Origin of the sequence: Cronobacter sp. HA18003 (assembly GCF_011605905.1) — a bacterium.
GTDB lineage: Bacteria > Pseudomonadota > Gammaproteobacteria > Enterobacterales > Enterobacteriaceae > Cronobacter > Cronobacter sakazakii.
Window position 1 is genome coordinate 512,547 of record NZ_JAANQO010000023.1, and the last position, 16,474, is coordinate 529,020.

Here is a 16,474-nt window from a genome sequence, read left to right on the forward strand (position 1 = left end):
CCATGCCCTGGATCCAACTGAAAATAAACACCACTGGCGCTAATGCCGAAGAGATTAGCGATGCGCTGATGGAAAGCGGCGCGGTCTCCGTGACCTTCCAGGACACCCACGACACGCCGGTGTTCGAGCCGCTGCCGGGTGAAACGCGCCTGTGGGGCGATACGGACGTGATCGGCCTTTTTGACGCGGAAACGGACATGCAGGACGTGGTCGCTATGCTGGAAAACGCCCCGCTTCTCGGTGCGGGCTTCGCCCATAAAATCGAGCAGCTGGAAGATAAAGACTGGGAGCGCGAGTGGATGGACAATTTCCACCCGATGCGCTTCGGCGAGCGTCTGTGGATCTGCCCGAGCTGGCGCGACGTACCGGATGAAAACGCCGTTAACGTGATGCTCGATCCGGGCCTGGCGTTTGGCACCGGCACACACCCCACCACTTCCCTCTGCCTGCAATGGCTCGACGGGCTGGATCTGGCTGGTAAAACCGTTATCGATTTCGGCTGCGGCTCCGGCATTCTGGCTATCGCCGCGCTGAAGCTTGGCGCGGCGAAAGCGATCGGTGTGGATATCGATCCACAGGCGATTCAGGCGAGCCGCGATAACGCCGAGCGCAACGGCGTCTCGGAGCGTCTGGAACTGTATCTGCCGGAAAACCAGCCTGCCGATATGCGGGCCGACGTCGTGGTCGCCAATATTCTCGCAGGCCCGCTGCGCGAACTGGCGCCGCTGATTAGCGTGCTGCCGGTACAGGGCGGCTTACTCGGGCTTTCCGGTATCCTGGCAAGCCAGGCACAGAGCGTATGCGAGGCGTATGAGCCGCTGTTTACGCTCGATCCGGTCGTAGAAAAAGAAGAGTGGTGCCGTATTACCGGCGTGAAGCGCTAAGGTTGCCACGCCTTCTGAAAGCGTGATGAGCTGAAAAGCGCGGCCTGTCCGCGCTTTTTTATTTCTCTCACGGTCTGACATGCTGATAGTTTATCGGCACGCAGTGTTGTTCACAGGGAGCCGCGCGCCGTCAAACGGGTAATGATTCACCACATCAATATGCAATGGAGAGCATTACTTCAACCCACACAGGAAGCAGAATAATTCACTACGGGTGAAAACCTTCACATCCCTTTTCCCCAGCGCCGATGCCCTTCACAGAACGATTCACCATGCCAACAACGAGACGCGGATCGCATTTTATCGCCTGATTTGCGCAATTTATCGCCGTTTATCCCGCTTGCGCGCCTGCCGTTTCGTTAAAAAAAGCACGATTTCAGGGATTTTTTTTGCGCACGTTTTTTCGGCGATTATTGTTAACTTTATGATTGTTAAGTTTAATTTATTAGGGGAATCGGTACAGATGCCGATTCATTGATCTGTCGCATCGGATTGTTCAAAGTTTGGCCTTTCATCTCGTGCAAAAAATGCGTAATATACGCCGCCTTGCAGGCACAGTATGGTCATTTCTTCACTCATGCGTATCGGACACTACCAGCTCAGAAATCGCCTGATCGCAGCCCCGATGGCTGGCATTACAGACAGACCGTTTCGGACGCTGTGCTACGAGATGGGAGCAGGATTAACCGTTTCTGAGATGATGTCCTCTAACCCGGAAGTCTGGGCGAGCGATAAATCCCGGTTGCGGATGGTACATGTGGATGAACCGGGTATTCGCACCGTGCAAATCGCTGGCAGCGTACCCGAAGAGATGGCGGAAGCCGCACGTATTAATGTGGATAACGGCGCCCAGATTATTGATATCAATATGGGTTGCCCGGCTAAGAAAGTGAATCGCAAGCTGGCTGGTTCAGCCCTTCTGCAATACCCCGATCTGGTGAAGTCTATCCTGACCGCGGTAGTCAACGCAGTGGACGTTCCCGTTACGCTGAAAATTCGCACCGGCTGGGATCCGGCTAACCGTAACTGTGTAGAAATTGCCCAATTGGCTGAAGAATGTGGTATTCAGGCGCTGACGATTCATGGCCGCACGCGCGCCTGCTTGTTTCAGGGCAACGCAGAATACGACAGCATTCGGACAGTTAAGCAGAAGGTTTCCATTCCGGTTATTGCGAATGGCGACATTACTTCCCCGCATAAAGCCAGGGCTGTGCTCGACTATACAGGGGCTGATGCTCTGATGATAGGTCGCGCGGCTCAGGGAAGACCCTGGATCTTCCGGGAAATCCAGCACTATCTGGACACTGGGGAGTTGCTGCCCCCTCTGCCTCTGGCAGAGGTTAAGCGTTTGCTTTGCGCGCACGTTCGGGAATTGCATGACTTTTACGGCCAGGCAAAGGGGTACCGAATCGCGCGTAAACATGTGGCCTGGTATCTCCAGGAACATGCTCCAGATGACCAGTTTCGGCGCACATTCAACGCCATAGAGGATGCCAGCGAACAGCTGGAGGCGTTGGAGGCATACTTCGAAAATTTTGCGTAAACAGAAATAAAGAGCTGACAGAACTATGTTCGAACAACGCGTAAATTCTGACGTACTGACCGTTTCTACCGTTAACTCTCAGGATCAGGTGACTCAAAAGCCCCTGCGTGACTCGGTAAAACAGGCACTGAAGAACTATTTTGCTCAACTGAATGGTCAGGATGTGAATGACCTGTATGAGCTGGTACTGGCTGAAGTAGAACAGCCCCTGTTGGACATGGTGATGCAATACACCCGCGGCAACCAGACCCGCGCTGCGCTGATGATGGGTATCAACCGCGGTACGCTGCGTAAGAAACTGAAAAAATACGGCATGAACTAAGTTCGCTTAGTTAAGCTGATTAAAAAGGCGCGAACCGGCATGGGGAAGCGCCTTTTTTGTTTTCCACTCTCCCGCCGCCGCTCTCCCGCCTGGCCTGACAAATACCCGCTCCGCGCTACACTAATGACAGTATCGTGCCAGAAATATCGGCGCCGTAGCGACATTGCTGAACACGGTTATACCTGTCAAATCCATTGTCATTAAGGGGTCTTAAATCGCTTTCGCCGGATTTTCGGCAGTGATAATGTTCAGCGCTCCTCTCTACCCCGCAGGCCCGCCAGGCAAGGCCTGAGGATGCACGACCCTATTTTGGATGAGACGCCATGCTGGTTAGTCATTACGACCATATTCTTGTTGTCACCTCGTTTGTTGTCGCCATTCTGGCGTCAAGCACCGCGCTGAATATGGCCGGTCGCGTCACCACCAGCAGCGGCAGCGCCGCACGCATCTGGCTGGTCGGCGGCAGCGTCGCAATGGGCATAGGCATCTGGGCGATGCATTTTATCGGCATGCTGGCGATGAGCCTGCCCGTCACGCTGAGCTATGACCCTCTGATTACCGCGGCATCGTTGCTTATCGCCATCGGCTCTGCGCTGTTTGCGCTGTGGCTCGTGTGCGGTGCTGAACTGAAAGTGTCGCGACTGATACCGGGCTCGCTGGTGCTGGGATGCGGGATTGCGGCGATGCACTATACCGGTATGGCAGCGTTGCTGGTGGAGCCTGGCATTGTCTGGGCCTGGGGATGGGTGGCATTGTCGATAGTCATTGCTCTGCTCGCCTCCGTCGCCGCGCTGTGGCTGACATTTCGGCTGCGTCAGGATGTCGGCAACGTCGCGCTGATGCGCGCAGGCGCCGCCATTATTATGGGAATTGCCATCGCGGGTATGCACTATACCGGCATGATGGCGGCCAATTTCCCCGGCCATACGCACGCCACACATATGGGCGTCAACACCCGCTGGCTGGCGCTGGTCGTGACGCTGGTGACGCTCGCCATCCTCGCGATTTCACTGCTCGTCTCAATGTTCGATGCGCGTTTACAAGCGCGCACCTCGCTGCTCGCTTCTTCACTTGCAGAAGCCAATAAAGAGCTCGCCCAGCTCGCGCTGCACGATACGCTCACGCGACTGCCGAACCGTATTCTGCTGGAAGATCGTCTCGATCAGGCGATTCGCAAAGCCGATCGTGAAGGAAGCCGCTTTGCATTGATGTTTATGGATCTCGACGGTTTTAAGGCCGTCAATGACGCCTACGGCCATAACACAGGCGACCAGTTGCTGATTGCCGTGACCGAACGTCTCAAGGAGCAACTCAAAGGGCAGTTTACGCTTGCGCGCATCGGCGGCGATGAGTTTGTCCTGCTTGCGGAAACCGATCAGCCCAACGACGCGGCGGCGCTCGCCAACGCGCTGGTGCACGCGATTGACGGTCCTTTTGCCGTTGAGCCCTATGAACTGGTAGTAACTATCAGCATCGGCATCGCCTTCTACCCGCACGATGGCAAAAATGGCCGCGAACTGCTGTTTAATGCTGACGCCGCGATGTATCACACCAAACATACCGGCCGTAACGGTTATAGCTTTTTCCAGCCGTCGATGAATACCCAGGCGCAGACCCAGCTGCAGCTGATGAACGATCTTTGGCTTGCGCGCGAGCGTAAAGAGCTGCGCCTTGTTTATCAGCCAAAATTCCAGGCACCGTCCGGACCGGTCGTGGGCTTTGAGGCGCTGCTGCGCTGGCAGCATCCGCAATACGGATTACTGTCACCTGACGCATTTCTCCCGCTCGCCGAAAAAACCGGGATGATTATCAGCATTGGCGAATGGGTGCTGGACGAAGCCTGCCGTCAGTTGAATGAATGGCATCAGGCGGGCCACCACGCCTGGTCGGTCGCGGTTAATCTCTCGACCATGCAGTTTGAACAGCCCGGTCTGGTGGAGATGGTGATGAGCTGTCTTGAGCGTCATCAGATAGCGCCGGAGAAACTGATTCTGGAAGTGACCGAAACCACGGCGATGAGCAATCCAGATGAAAGCGTGCGCCTGCTGACCCGGCTTACCGAGCTTGGCGTTAAAGCGTCGATTGATGATTTCGGCACGGGCTATTCGAGCCTGCTCTATCTGAAGCGGCTGCCCGCCAGCGAGCTGAAAATCGACCGCGCGTTTGTTAATGAGCTGCGTGCCGAGGGCGAAGACGCGACTATTGTTTCCGCCATCGTGGCGCTGGCGAAAACCCTGAATTTGCGGGTGGTCGCGGAAGGCGTGGAAACCGTTGAGCAGCAGCAGTTCCTTACTGAACTTGGCTGCAATACCTTACAGGGCTATCTGCTCGGTAAACCGCTGGCACCGGAAGTAATCACCCGCGAAGGCGACAATCTTGAGCATCCGCAGTCAGCCACGGCCACCGAAGAAAACGGATAACGCTAACCGTCACGTCAGCGGCGACGTCAAAGCTGGCGTGACGGTTATTTTTCATTTACCCGATTGAGAGCCGTTATTTTCCGGTCGCGGCAGCATGCGCAAAATGTTGTCCACCAGCGCGGGAGCTTGTCTGAAAAGATCGCACGCGTCGGGCTGAAATAACCAGTTTTTAAGAATACCACTCAGGCAGCCGTGTAAAATCGTTAACATAATATCGACATCCAGAGAACCGGCTATCTGTTTATCCGCAATGCCCCGCCGTAATAATCCCCCAATATAATGCCGACTGAAACCAATTCGCTCGCGGATTTCACTCTCCGGCATCATCTCTTCATCAAATTCACATTTACGATAAAGAATTTGCAACAACGCGCGCTGTCGAGGACTGCTGGCGATATATTGCAGCACGGCAATAAACGTTTCGCGTAATAATCGTAATGGATCCCGCCATGCCTCTTCCGGAATGTTTGGGCGAATAATCTCCCTGACGGGTAATTGCTGCTGCCAGATTTCATTAAACAGCTCCGCTTTGCTGGCGAAATGCCAGTACACCGCGCCGCGCGTCACCTGCGCGGCCTGCGCGATGTCCGTAAGCGTGGTATGCGCGACACCGCGCTCAGCGAACGTAAAGATGGCGGCATCGATGAGCTGCTGACGCGTCTTAAGCGCCTCTTGTTTGGTTCTCCGGGCCATAAATCACCTTGCCTTTTCCTGGCGGGGGACGAATCAAATAATTGCCGTCGTTTTTTATCACAGCTTTAATGTTGAAGCGTGTGATTTTTATATATAGATTTTGATGATATTTGAGATAATAAAATAAAAACAATAAATACATTTCAACCCAGAAAGACTTATTCGCAGCTGGTAACAAAAGCTTTTCGGAAATCATAAAAACAAAAATAAATGAAGCGCTTCCTTTGCTTTCTGGTGCTTTTCCCCGTCCGAATAAATAAGGAATACTGACACAGACGCAAAATTATTTGTACGATAGCGCCCTGTTAATTTTATCTCACCCGTATTCCTGCTACCGGCCCGACGGTGGATTTTGTATTTATGCTAATCAAGGAACAGCAATGACCAATTATGCCAGGCTTCTGCTTATGCCCCTTGGCCTGTACCTCTGTGTGTCAGGGATGACAGGTTGTGATAACCAAACGAATGAAGCACCTGCCGCTGCTGCACCGCAAGTGACCGTGCATATCGTAAAACCCTCTCCCGTCGCGGTCGTGACCGAATTGCCGGGACGCACCCGCGCTTTTCGCATAGCCCAGGTTCGCCCACAGGTGAGCGGCATTATCCTCAGCCGTAACTTTACTGAAGGCGCGGATGTGAACGCTGGTGACTCGCTGTACCAGATAGATCCAGCGGTGTACCAGGCCGCGTGGCAAAACGCCAAAGGCAGTCTCGCGAAAGCGCAGGCAGCCGCCGAGATGGCCCGTCTGACCGTAAAACGCTACGCGGCGCTGACGGGCACGCAGTACATCAGCAAACAGGAATATGACGAGGCGGTGGCGAACGCGCATCAGGCCGAGGCGAGCGTGACGGCGGCCAAAGCGGCGCTGGAGAGCGCCAGAATCAATCTTGCCTGGACGAAAGTGACCTCCCCAATCAGTGGTCGCATCGGCAAATCGAACGTCACCGAAGGAGCGCTTGTCACCAGTAGCCAGGCGAGCGAACTGGCGACCGTTCAGCAGCTCGATCCGATTTATGTGGACGTCACTCAGTCCAGCACCGATTTCCTGCGCCTGAAAAACGCGATGGCGCAGGGGAACGTTGAAAAAGAAGCCAATGACGGCAACGTCGAACTGGTGATGGAAAACGGCGACACCTACCCGCTGAAAGGCCAGTTGCAGTTCTCTGATGTGACGGTGGATGAGAGCACCGGCTCGATTACGCTGCGCGCCATTTTCCCGAATCCGCAGCATCTTCTGCTGCCCGGCATGTTTGTACGCGCCCGCATTCACGAAGGCGTTCAGCCTGACGCCATTCTGGTACCGCAGCAGGGCGTGACGCGTACGCCACGCGGCGAGGCGATGGTGATGGTGGTTAATGAAAAAAACCAGGTGGAAAACCGCAGCGTGACCACAAGCCAGGCGATTAACGATACCTGGCTTGTCACAAGTGGCCTTAAAACGGGCGAAAAAGTGATTGTCAGCGGGCTGCAAAAAGCGCATCCAGGCGCTGTTGTCACGCCTGTTTCTGCGCCTGCGAAGTAAGGTGACGTCATGGCTAACTTTTTTATTCAACGCCCCATTTTCGCCTGGGTTCTGGCGATCATCATGATGATGGCGGGCGCGCTGGCGATTCTGCAACTGCCCATCGCCCAGTACCCGACCATCGCCCCGCCCGCCATCGCCGTCTCAGCCACCTATCCGGGCGCAGACGCGCAGACGGTACAGGACACCGTGACGCAGGTTATCGAACAGAATATGAACGGCATCGATAACCTGATGTATATGTCTTCCACCAGCGACTCCGCGGGCGGCGTGACGGTTACGCTCACCTTTACCTCCGGGACCGACCCGGATATCGCCCAGGTGCAGGTACAGAACAAGCTGCAGCTCGCCATGCCGCTGCTGCCGCAGGAGGTTCAGCAACAGGGCGTGAGCGTCGAGAAATCCAGTAGCAGCTTTCTGCTGGTCGCCGGTTTTATCAGCGACAACCCGTTGCTGACGCAGGAAGATATCGCCGACTACGTCTCTTCCGATGTGAAAGACACCATCAGCCGCACCAACGGCGTCGGCGACGTACAGCTGTTCGGCGCGCAGTACGCCATGCGCATCTGGCTCGATACGCATGCGATGAATAATTATCAGCTGACGCCGCTGGATATTATCAACCAGTTGAAAGCGCAGAATAACCAGATAGCCGCAGGCCAGCTTGGCGGCACGCCTGCCGTACCGGGACAACAGCTTAACGCCTCGATCATCGCCCAGACGCGTCTTAAAGATCCGCAGGAGTTTGGCCGGGTAATGCTGAAGGTTAACCCGGATGGCTCGCAGGTGCGGTTGCGGGACGTGGCACGCATTGAGCTTGGCGGTGAAAACTACAATATGCTGACCAAAATTAATGGTCAGCCCGCCACCGGGCTTGGGATCAAACTCGCTACCGGCGCCAACGCGCTGGATACCGCAAAGCGATTAAAACCACGCTTGCCGACCTGCAGCGCTATTTCCCGCAGGGCATGAAAGTGGTTTACCCCTACGACACCACACCGTTTGTGAAAATCTCTATTCACGAAGTGGTGAAAACCCTGTTTGAAGCCATTATCCTGGTTTTCCTGGTGATGTATCTGTTCCTGCAAAACCTGCGGGCGACGCTCATCCCTACCATTGCCGTGCCCGTCGTACTGCTCGGTACGTTCGCCGTGCTGTCGGCGTTCGGCTATTCCATTAATACCCTGACCATGTTCGGCATGGTGCTGGCGATAGGGCTGCTGGTTGATGATGCCATTGTGGTGGTCGAGAACGTCGAGCGCGTGATGGTGGAAGAAAAGCTGCCGCCCAAAGAGGCGACACAGCTGTCGATGTCCCAGATTCAGGGCGCGCTGGTGGGTATCGCGATGGTGCTCTCCGCCGTTTTCGTGCCGATGGCGTTCTTTGGCGGTTCTACCGGCGCTATCTACCGGCAGTTTTCTGTCACCATCGTCTCATCCATGGCGCTTTCCGTGCTGGTAGCGCTGATCCTCACCCCCGCGCTGTGCGCCACGCTGCTCAAACCGGTAAGTGACGATCATCACGCGAAGAAAGCGAAATTTTTCGTCTGGTTCAATGCGCGTTTTGATTTAAGCGTTAATCACTACACGCAGAGTGTGGGCGGCATTCTGCATAAAACCGGGCGCTATCTCGTGCTTTATCTGCTCATTGTCGCCGGTATGACGGTGCTGTTTGTGCGCCTGCCGACTTCCTTTCTGCCGGAGGAAGATCAGGGCGTCTTCATGACGATGGTGCAGTTGCCGTCAGGCGCGACGCAGGCGCGTACCCAGCAGGTTCTCGACCAGGTAACCCATTACTATCTCAACGATGAGAAAGCGAATGTGGAATCGGTGTTTACCGTCAGCGGCTTTAGCTTCAGCGGCCAGGGCCAGAACGCCGGGATTGCGTTTATCAGCCTGAAACCGTGGGAAGAACGCCCCGGCCATGAAAACAGCGTCGAAGCCATTGTCGCCCGCGCGGGGCGGGCATTCGGCAAGATTCAGGACGGGCTGGTTTTCCCGTTTAACCTTCCGGCTATTCTTGAGCTGGGCACCGCGACCGGCTTTGACTTCGAGCTGAAGGATCAGGCTAACCTTGGGCATAACGCGCTCACTCAGGCGCGTAACCAGCTACTCGGTATGGTACGCGAACATCCGGATCTGCTGACGCGCGTGCGCCCGAACGGGCTTGAGGATACGCCGCAGTTCAAACTGGATGTCGATCAGGAGAAAGCGCAGGCGCTGGGCGTGTCGATTCCGGATATCAACCAGACCATCATGACAGCGCTGGGCGGCACCTACGTGAACGACTTTATCGACCGTGGCCGCGTGAAAAAAGTCTACGTACAGGCCGATGCGCCATTCCGCATGCTGCCATCAGATATCAACACACTGTACGTGCGCGGCAGTAACGGCGACATGGTGCCGCTCTCGGCGTTTACCACCGCGCACTGGATCTACGGTTCGCCACGCCTGGAGCGTTATAACGGGATGCCGTCGATGGAAATCCTCGGCGAGGCGGCGCCTGGCAGAAGTACCGGCGAAGCGATGGCGTTGATGGAAAGCCTCGCCGCTAAGCTGCCTACAGGCATCGGCTATGACTGGACCGGGCTCTCTTATCAGGAGCGGCTCTCCGGCAATCAGGCGCCGGCGCTGTATGCCATTTCACTGATTGTGGTATTCCTGTGTCTGGCAGCGCTTTATGAAAGCTGGTCGATTCCGTTCTCGGTGATGCTGGTCGTGCCGCTGGGGATTATCGGCGCGCTGCTCGCGGCATCGCTGCGCGGTCTTAATAACGACGTCTATTTCCAGGTCGGCCTGTTGACGACCATTGGACTCTCCGCGAAAAACGCCATTCTGATTGTGGAGTTCGCCAAAGATCTGATGGAAAAAGAGGGCCACAGCCTGATGGAAGCGACGCTTGAGGCGGTGCGCTTACGTCTGCGTCCGATTCTGATGACATCGCTGGCGTTTATTCTCGGCGTACTGCCGCTGGTGCTGAATAGCGGCGCGGGCAGCGGCGCGCAAAACGCGGTCGGCACTGGCGTCATGGGCGGCATGCTGAGCGCCACGCTGCTGGCGATTTTCTTCGTGCCGGTCTTTTTTGTGGTGATCCGCCGACGTTTTATAAAACCGAACGGCAATGCCTGAATGCGAATTACAGGGCGCCAGCATGGCGCCTTTTTTTATTCCGCTTATCTGATTTTGTATTTTGTTTTATCATTGCCAACACCATAACTCCTTATTGCCATTAGCTTATTATTCCCGGCATCGTAACGGTGCGTGATAACGTAAAGCGCCATTCTTCATATTTTCTTCACATTAACCCCGTTTCACGCCCTGTTCATCCATCATTTTTACATTTCACATGAATTGCAATTATTGTCTGCTCAACGCACAGCAGAACGCGTGATAACCTTCTTTTATTGGCCGATGCTGCTGCACGATTTATTAATTCGAATCGTTTCGGGACGGCGATTTATTCTGTAGAGGTGCATGATGAAAAAAGTAATTCCCGCCGCATTGCTGTGTACGTTACTGGCTGGCTGCGCCCATGATTCCCCTTGCGTGCCGGTTTATGACGATCAGGGCCGTCTGGTGCATACCAATACCTGTATGAAAGGCACGACTCAGGATAACTGGGAAACCGCAGGTGCCGTCGCGGGCGGTGCTGCCGCGCTCGCCGGGTTGACGATGGGTATCATCGCGCTGAGTAAATAAACGGATATCGGCGGGCCAGAGCGCCCGCCTCTCTGCTTTAAAACGGTGCAGAGGATTTTTATAAAGTAAAATTTTGGCATTGCTTTGGCGCATAATAAAAATGCCATCATTATCAGACGCGTTTTTAAGACTGAATGTATTGTTAATTTAATTCCCTGCGTGAGTTATCTCACAGGTTTCTTCTGTAATTGACCCCGCAATATTAACGCAGGAAATCATCTTTATTCCCGCACCGATAAAACGCCGCTTATTTTGCTCCAAAATGTGGCGCGCATTGTCTTTTTGCACTTTTTCAGTGCGCTTATTTTTTTCTTTTCTGTCTACACTTCGCTTATTACATCAGCGCGCGGCTTTTTATGCCTGATGTAAACCTGGCATTCCCTTTGCTTTATCCCCTGCGGCTTATGCCACAGACAGCAAACTGGCGCCTCCCGGTCGCCTTATATCTATAACGATAATTCTCGCCACACAGGATGCATTATGAAGAAGATGATGATCGCCACTCTGGCCGCCGCGGGCGCGCTGTTCGCCGTTGCTAACCAGGCCCATGCGGGCGCCACGCTGGACAGTGTGAAAAAGAAAGGTTTTGTACAGTGCGGCATCAGTGACGGTTTGCCGGGCTTTTCCTATGCGGATGCCGGCGGCAAGTTTACCGGTATTGACGTTGATGTCTGCCGCGGCGTGGCTGCTGCTGTCTTTGGCGACGCGTCAAAAGTGAAATATACCCCGCTGACCGCGAAAGAGCGTTTCACCGCGCTGCAATCCGGCGAAGTGGATGTGCTGTCCCGTAACACGACCTGGACATCATCCCGTGATGCAGGCATGGGCATGTCGTTCACGGGCGTGACCTATTACGACGGCATCGGCTTTCTGACCCACAACAAAGCCGGCCTTAAAAGCGCAAAAGAGCTGGATGGCGCGACCGTCTGTATTCAGGCCGGTACCGACACCGAGCTGAACGTGGCGGATTATTTCAAAGCCAACAATATGAAATATACGCCGGTGACTTTCGATCGCTCCGATGAGTCAGCCAAGGCGCTGGAATCCGGGCGCTGCGATACGCTGGCGTCTGACCAGTCTCAGCTTTACGCGCTGCGCATTAAGCTCAGCAACCCGGCCGAATGGATTGTTCTGCCGGAAGTTATCTCCAAAGAGCCGCTGGGCCCGGTCGTTCGCCGCGGCGATGACGAGTGGTTCTCCATTGTGCGCTGGACGCTGTTTGCCATGCTGAACGCCGAAGAGATGGGCATCGACTCTAAAAATGTCGATGCTAAAGCGGCTAACCCTTCCACACCGGATATGGCGCACCTGTTAGGCAAAGAAGGCGACTACGGCAAGGATCTGAAGCTCGACAATAAGTGGGCGTATAACATCATCAAGCAGGTCGGTAACTATGGCGAGATCTTCGAGCGTAACGTGGGCCAGGAAAGCCCGCTGAAGATCAAACGTGGCCAGAACAACCTCTGGAATAAAGGCGGGATTCAGTACGCGCCGCCGGTACGTTAAGCAGTATGCCGTTACGGGCGTCGCGGTTGCGGCGCCCAGCCCAGAGTTATGGTTGCCTGAGGTTTACCTATGTTCCATCGACGCCCTGGCGTGAAAGGCCCTCTTTCCCTTTCCAGCCCTGCGGTTCGCGCATGGCTGTACCAGATTGTGGCGATTGCTGTCGTGCTTGGCATCGCCGCGTATTTAATTCATAACACCATTACTAACCTGAATAATCGGGGCATTACCTCAGGATTCGCGTTTCTCGATCGCAGCGCCGGGTTTGGCATTGTTCAGCATCTGATTGATTACCAGGAAGGCGATACGTATGGCCGTGTTTTCCTGGTCGGTCTGATGAATACGCTGCTGGTTTCCACGCTCTGTATCGTTTTCGCCTCGTTTCTCGGCTTTTTTATCGGCCTTGCGCGGCTCTCTGATAACTGGCTGCTGCGTAAACTCTCTACGATTTATATTGAGACGTTCCGCAATATTCCGCCGCTGTTACAGATCTTCTTCTGGTACTTCGCAGTGCTGCGCAACTTGCCAGGCCCGCGGCAGGCAGTCAGCGCGTTCGATCTGGCGTTTTTAAGCAACCGCGGGCTTTACCTGCCCTCGCCCGAGGCGGGGGAAGGCGCGCTGGCTTTTGTGGCGGCGCTGGTCATCGCGCTCGCGTTGTCCGCCGGGCTGTATCGCTTCAATAAGAAACATCAGATGAAAACCGGCCAGTTGCGGCGTACCTGGCCTTCGCTTTTACTGCTGATTGTCGTGCTACCGCTGCTGGCGCATCTGATATTCGGACCGGCGTTACGCTGGGATGTGCCTGTGCTGCGTGGGTTTAACTTCCGCGGCGGGCTGGCGCTTATACCGGAACTGGCGGCGCTGACGCTGGCGCTTTCGGTTTATACCTCTGCCTTTATTGCTGAGATTATCCGCGCCGGGATTTTATCTGTACCGCACGGCCAGCATGAGGCGGCCCGCTCGTTAGGTCTCCCAAACCCGGTCACGCTGCGCCAGGTTATTATCCCGCAGGCGATGCGCGTCATTATTCCACCGTTAACCAGCCAGTATCTGAACATTGTGAAAAACTCGTCGCTGGCGGCCGCTATCGGTTACCCCGATATGGTGTCGCTGTTTGCCGGTACGGTGCTGAACCAGACCGGACAGGCGATTGAAACGATCGCTATCACGATGTCGGTGTATCTCATTATCAGTCTGTCGATTTCGCTGCTGATGAACCTTTATAACCAGCGTATAGCCCTGGTGGAGCGTTAATCATGACGACGAATGCGATATCGCCTGCTCCTGCGCGTCCGGTTAACCGTGGCGCGTTGGTCTGGATGCGCAAAAATCTGTTCTCTAGCTGGATTAATAGCCTGCTGACCCTGTTCTGTCTCTGGATGATGTGGGAGCTGATCCCGCCGCTGCTGAACTGGGCGTTTTTGCAGGCCAACTGGGTGGGCAGCACCCGCGCCGACTGCACCAAAGAAGGTGCCTGCTGGGTATTTATTCACGCTCGCTTCGGCCAGTTTATGTATGGGCTTTATCCGCATGACGAACGCTGGCGCATTAATCTGGCGCTGATTGTCGGTCTGGTGTCGATTGTGCCGATGTTCTGGAAAGGCCTGCCGCAGCGTGGTCGTTACATCACGTGCTGGGCCATCGCGTATCCCCTTGTGGTGTGGTGGCTGATGTATGGCGGTTTTCTGGGCCTTGAGCGGGTTGAAACCCGTCAGTGGGGCGGGCTTACGCTGACGCTGATTATCGCCTCGGTGGGGATAGCCGGCGCGCTGCCGCTGGGGATCCTGCTGGCGCTGGGGCGTCGCTCCCGAATGCCAGTCGTGCGAGTGCTCTCAGTGATTTTTATTGAGTTCTGGCGTGGCGTACCGCTGATTACGGTGCTGTTTATGTCATCTGTCATGCTGCCGCTCTTTATGGCGGAAGGGACAAGCATCGATAAGCTTATCCGCGCGCTGGTCGGGGTGATTCTGTTCCAGTCCGCCTATGTGGCCGAAGTAGTTCGCGGCGGCCTGCAGGCGCTTCCCAAAGGCCAGTACGAGGCCGCGGAATCACTGGCGCTGGGGTACTGGAAAACGCAGGGGCTGGTGATCCTGCCACAGGCGCTGAAACTCGTGATACCGGGCCTGGTCAATACCATCATCGCCCTTTTTAAAGACACCAGTCTGGTCATTATTATCGGGCTTTTCGATCTGTTCAGCAGCGTCCAGCAAGCAACCGTCGATCCCGCCTGGCTCGGGATGTCGACGGAGGGCTATGTTTTTGCCGCGCTGATCTACTGGATCTTCTGCTTTAGCATGTCGCGCTACAGCCAGCATCTGGAAAAGCGCTTTCACACCGGGCGTACGCCGCACTGAGGATAACCATGAGTCAAATTACACTGCAGCCTGCCGACGCGATGATTACGCTGGAAAACGTGAATAAATGGTACGGTCAGTTTCACGTGCTGAAAGATATTAACCTGAAGGTGAAACAGGGGGAGCGCATCGTACTGTGCGGGCCATCCGGCTCCGGTAAATCGACCACGATCCGCTGTATCAATCATCTGGAAGAACATCAGCAGGGGCGCATTGTCGTGGACGGCATTGAGCTGAACGACGATCTGCGCAACATCGAAAAGGTGCGCACCGAAGTGGGGATGGTGTTTCAGCATTTTAATCTGTTCCCGCACCTGACCGTATTGCAGAACTGTACGCTGGCACCGATTTGGGTGCGTAAACTCCCTAAAAAAGAGGCGGAAGCGCTGGCGATGCATTATCTGGAAAGAGTACGCATCGCAGAACATGCGCATAAATTTCCGGGGCAGATCTCCGGTGGACAGCAGCAACGCGTGGCGATAGCTCGCTCGCTGTGTATGAAGCCGAAAATTATGTTGTTTGATGAGCCGACATCAGCGCTCGATCCCGAAATGGTCAAAGAGGTACTCGACACGATGATTGGTCTCGCAGAGTCAGGTATGACGATGTTATGCGTCACGCATGAAATGGGTTTTGCGCGCACGGTGGCAGACCGGGTGATCTTTATGGATCGCGGAGAAATTGTCGAACAGGCACCGCCACAGGCATTTTTCTCAAATCCGCAATCAGAACGTACCCGCGCTTTTCTCTCTCAGGTTATTCATTAATCGGTCTTTCGCCCTGCCGTTCTGGTGGGGCGCACTCTCTTTTTTCTTTTATCGTGACGATGTGGCTGGAGCGCGCCGTTTTTTTGCCGTTTCGCATTAGTGCCAGGAGAACGTGTCCTGGTATTCAGGTGTAAGAACAGGGATAAGGCGGGAAGTTGATCGGCTTTTACAATGAAGCAGTGAAGCGCTCAAAAGTAAAACCCTGCATAATTGGGCTGAGAGATTTTCTGTGAATGTCGAGATGCTGGAGCCTGTGCTCTGTTCGCTATCTTCGGGAGCGTTGCTCGAAACGTTAAAATCCAGGTGTAGTGGATTTATTCTTCTTAAGCTGGCGATTCACCGACAAGCAACGCAAAAGCAAAAGGCCCAGTCTGTCGACTGGGCCTTTTGCTTTATTTGATGTCTGGCAGTTCCCTACTCTCGCATGGGGAGGCCCCACACTACCATCGGCGCTACGGCGTTTCACTTCTGAGTTCGGCATGGGGTCAGGTGGGACCACCGCGCTACAGCCGCCAGACAAATTCTTTTTAAATGCCGAACATTAACCGAAAAACTGGTGCTGATACCCAGAGTCGAACTGGGGACCTCACCCTTACCAAGGGTGCGCTCTACCAACTGAGCCATATCAGCACACTAAATTTGATGCCTGGCAGTTCCCTACTCTCGCATGGGGAGGCCCCACACTACCATCGGCGCTACGGCGTTTCACTTCTGAGTTCGGCATGGGGTCAGGTGGGACCACCGCGCTACAGCCGCCAGGCAAATTC

12 protein-coding genes, 1 tRNA gene, 2 rRNA genes and 1 pseudogene are annotated in these 16,474 nt (G+C 54.9%); 12 read left to right on the forward strand and 4 right to left on the reverse strand.

Going from position 1 to position 16,474, the window contains the following annotated elements; genetic code table 11:
• Positions 1 to 2 precede the first annotated feature (2 nt).
• The 5 genes from prmA (at position 3) to G6041_RS16440 (ending at position 5,169) form a co-directional block, all read left to right on the forward strand.
• Complete coding sequence (gene prmA, locus G6041_RS16420) at positions 3 to 884, forward strand: 50S ribosomal protein L11 methyltransferase (protein WP_041460620.1); 882 nt, start codon at positions 3 to 5, stop codon at positions 882 to 884.
• A 214-nt stretch (positions 885 to 1,098) separates the two neighbouring features.
• A complete protein-coding gene (locus G6041_RS16425) occupies positions 1,099 to 1,362 on the forward strand; it encodes a hypothetical protein (protein WP_012125996.1) in 264 nt (87 codons plus the stop codon).
• A 99-nt stretch (positions 1,363 to 1,461) separates the two neighbouring features.
• Positions 1,462 to 2,427: a tRNA dihydrouridine synthase DusB gene (gene dusB, locus G6041_RS16430; protein ID WP_004387847.1), complete on the forward strand. Its 966-nt coding sequence runs from the start codon at positions 1,462 to 1,464 to the stop codon at positions 2,425 to 2,427.
• 25 nt (positions 2,428 to 2,452) lie between these two features.
• The gene (gene fis, locus G6041_RS16435) at positions 2,453 to 2,749 is read left to right on the forward strand and encodes a DNA-binding transcriptional regulator Fis (RefSeq protein ID WP_000462905.1); all 297 of its coding nucleotides are present in this window, start codon (positions 2,453 to 2,455) and stop codon (positions 2,747 to 2,749) included.
• 323 nt (positions 2,750 to 3,072) lie between these two features.
• On the forward strand, positions 3,073 to 5,169 hold the full coding sequence (locus G6041_RS16440) for a putative bifunctional diguanylate cyclase/phosphodiesterase (protein WP_007894299.1): 2,097 nt from the start codon (positions 3,073 to 3,075) through the stop codon (positions 5,167 to 5,169).
• Positions 5,170 to 5,220: 51 nt separating this feature from the next.
• Here G6041_RS16440 and envR read toward each other — a convergent pair whose 3' ends face one another.
• Positions 5,221 to 5,862: an acrEF/envCD operon transcriptional regulator gene (gene envR, locus G6041_RS16445; RefSeq protein WP_012125997.1), complete on the reverse strand. Its 642-nt coding sequence runs from the start codon at positions 5,860 to 5,862 to the stop codon at positions 5,221 to 5,223.
• Between the two features lie 380 nt (positions 5,863 to 6,242).
• Here envR and G6041_RS16450 point away from each other — a divergent pair, with 380 nt between their 5' ends.
• From G6041_RS16450 to G6041_RS16480, 7 genes and pseudogenes are all read left to right on the forward strand, one after another.
• On the forward strand, positions 6,243 to 7,385 hold the full coding sequence (locus tag G6041_RS16450) for an efflux RND transporter periplasmic adaptor subunit (RefSeq protein ID WP_007894296.1): 1,143 nt from the start codon (positions 6,243 to 6,245) through the stop codon (positions 7,383 to 7,385).
• Between the two features lie 9 nt (positions 7,386 to 7,394).
• Positions 7,395 to 10,513, forward strand: a pseudogene (locus G6041_RS16455) (efflux RND transporter permease subunit).
• A 348-nt stretch (positions 10,514 to 10,861) separates the two neighbouring features.
• Entirely contained in the window at positions 10,862 to 11,083 is a 222-nt protein-coding gene (locus G6041_RS16460; protein WP_007766599.1) for a hypothetical protein, read from the forward strand.
• Positions 11,084 to 11,563: 480 nt separating this feature from the next.
• A complete protein-coding gene (locus G6041_RS16465; RefSeq protein ID WP_004385331.1) occupies positions 11,564 to 12,589 on the forward strand; it encodes an amino acid ABC transporter substrate-binding protein in 1,026 nt (341 codons plus the stop codon).
• 69 nt (positions 12,590 to 12,658) lie between these two features.
• Positions 12,659 to 13,840 (forward strand): amino acid ABC transporter permease, encoded by a 1,182-nt coding sequence (locus G6041_RS16470; protein WP_012126001.1) that lies wholly within the window; start codon positions 12,659 to 12,661, stop codon positions 13,838 to 13,840.
• A gap of 2 nt (positions 13,841 to 13,842) precedes the next feature.
• Positions 13,843 to 14,940 (forward strand): amino acid ABC transporter permease, encoded by a 1,098-nt coding sequence (locus tag G6041_RS16475; protein WP_041460621.1) that lies wholly within the window; start codon positions 13,843 to 13,845, stop codon positions 14,938 to 14,940.
• Between the two features lie 8 nt (positions 14,941 to 14,948).
• A complete protein-coding gene (locus tag G6041_RS16480; RefSeq protein WP_007872717.1) occupies positions 14,949 to 15,707 on the forward strand; it encodes an amino acid ABC transporter ATP-binding protein in 759 nt (252 codons plus the stop codon).
• Between the two features lie 401 nt (positions 15,708 to 16,108).
• Here G6041_RS16480 and rrf (G6041_RS16485) read toward each other — a convergent pair.
• The 3 genes from rrf (G6041_RS16485) to rrf (G6041_RS16495) all read right to left on the reverse strand — a co-directional run bounded on the left by rrf (G6041_RS16485) (position 16,109) and on the right by rrf (G6041_RS16495) (position 16,467).
• A 5S ribosomal RNA gene (rrf, locus tag G6041_RS16485) occupies positions 16,109 to 16,224 on the reverse strand.
• A 37-nt stretch (positions 16,225 to 16,261) separates the two neighbouring features.
• Positions 16,262 to 16,337 (reverse strand) — tRNA-Thr (locus G6041_RS16490).
• Between the two features lie 14 nt (positions 16,338 to 16,351).
• Positions 16,352 to 16,467 (reverse strand): 5S ribosomal RNA (gene rrf, locus G6041_RS16495).
• Positions 16,468 to 16,474: the final 7 nt, after the last annotated feature.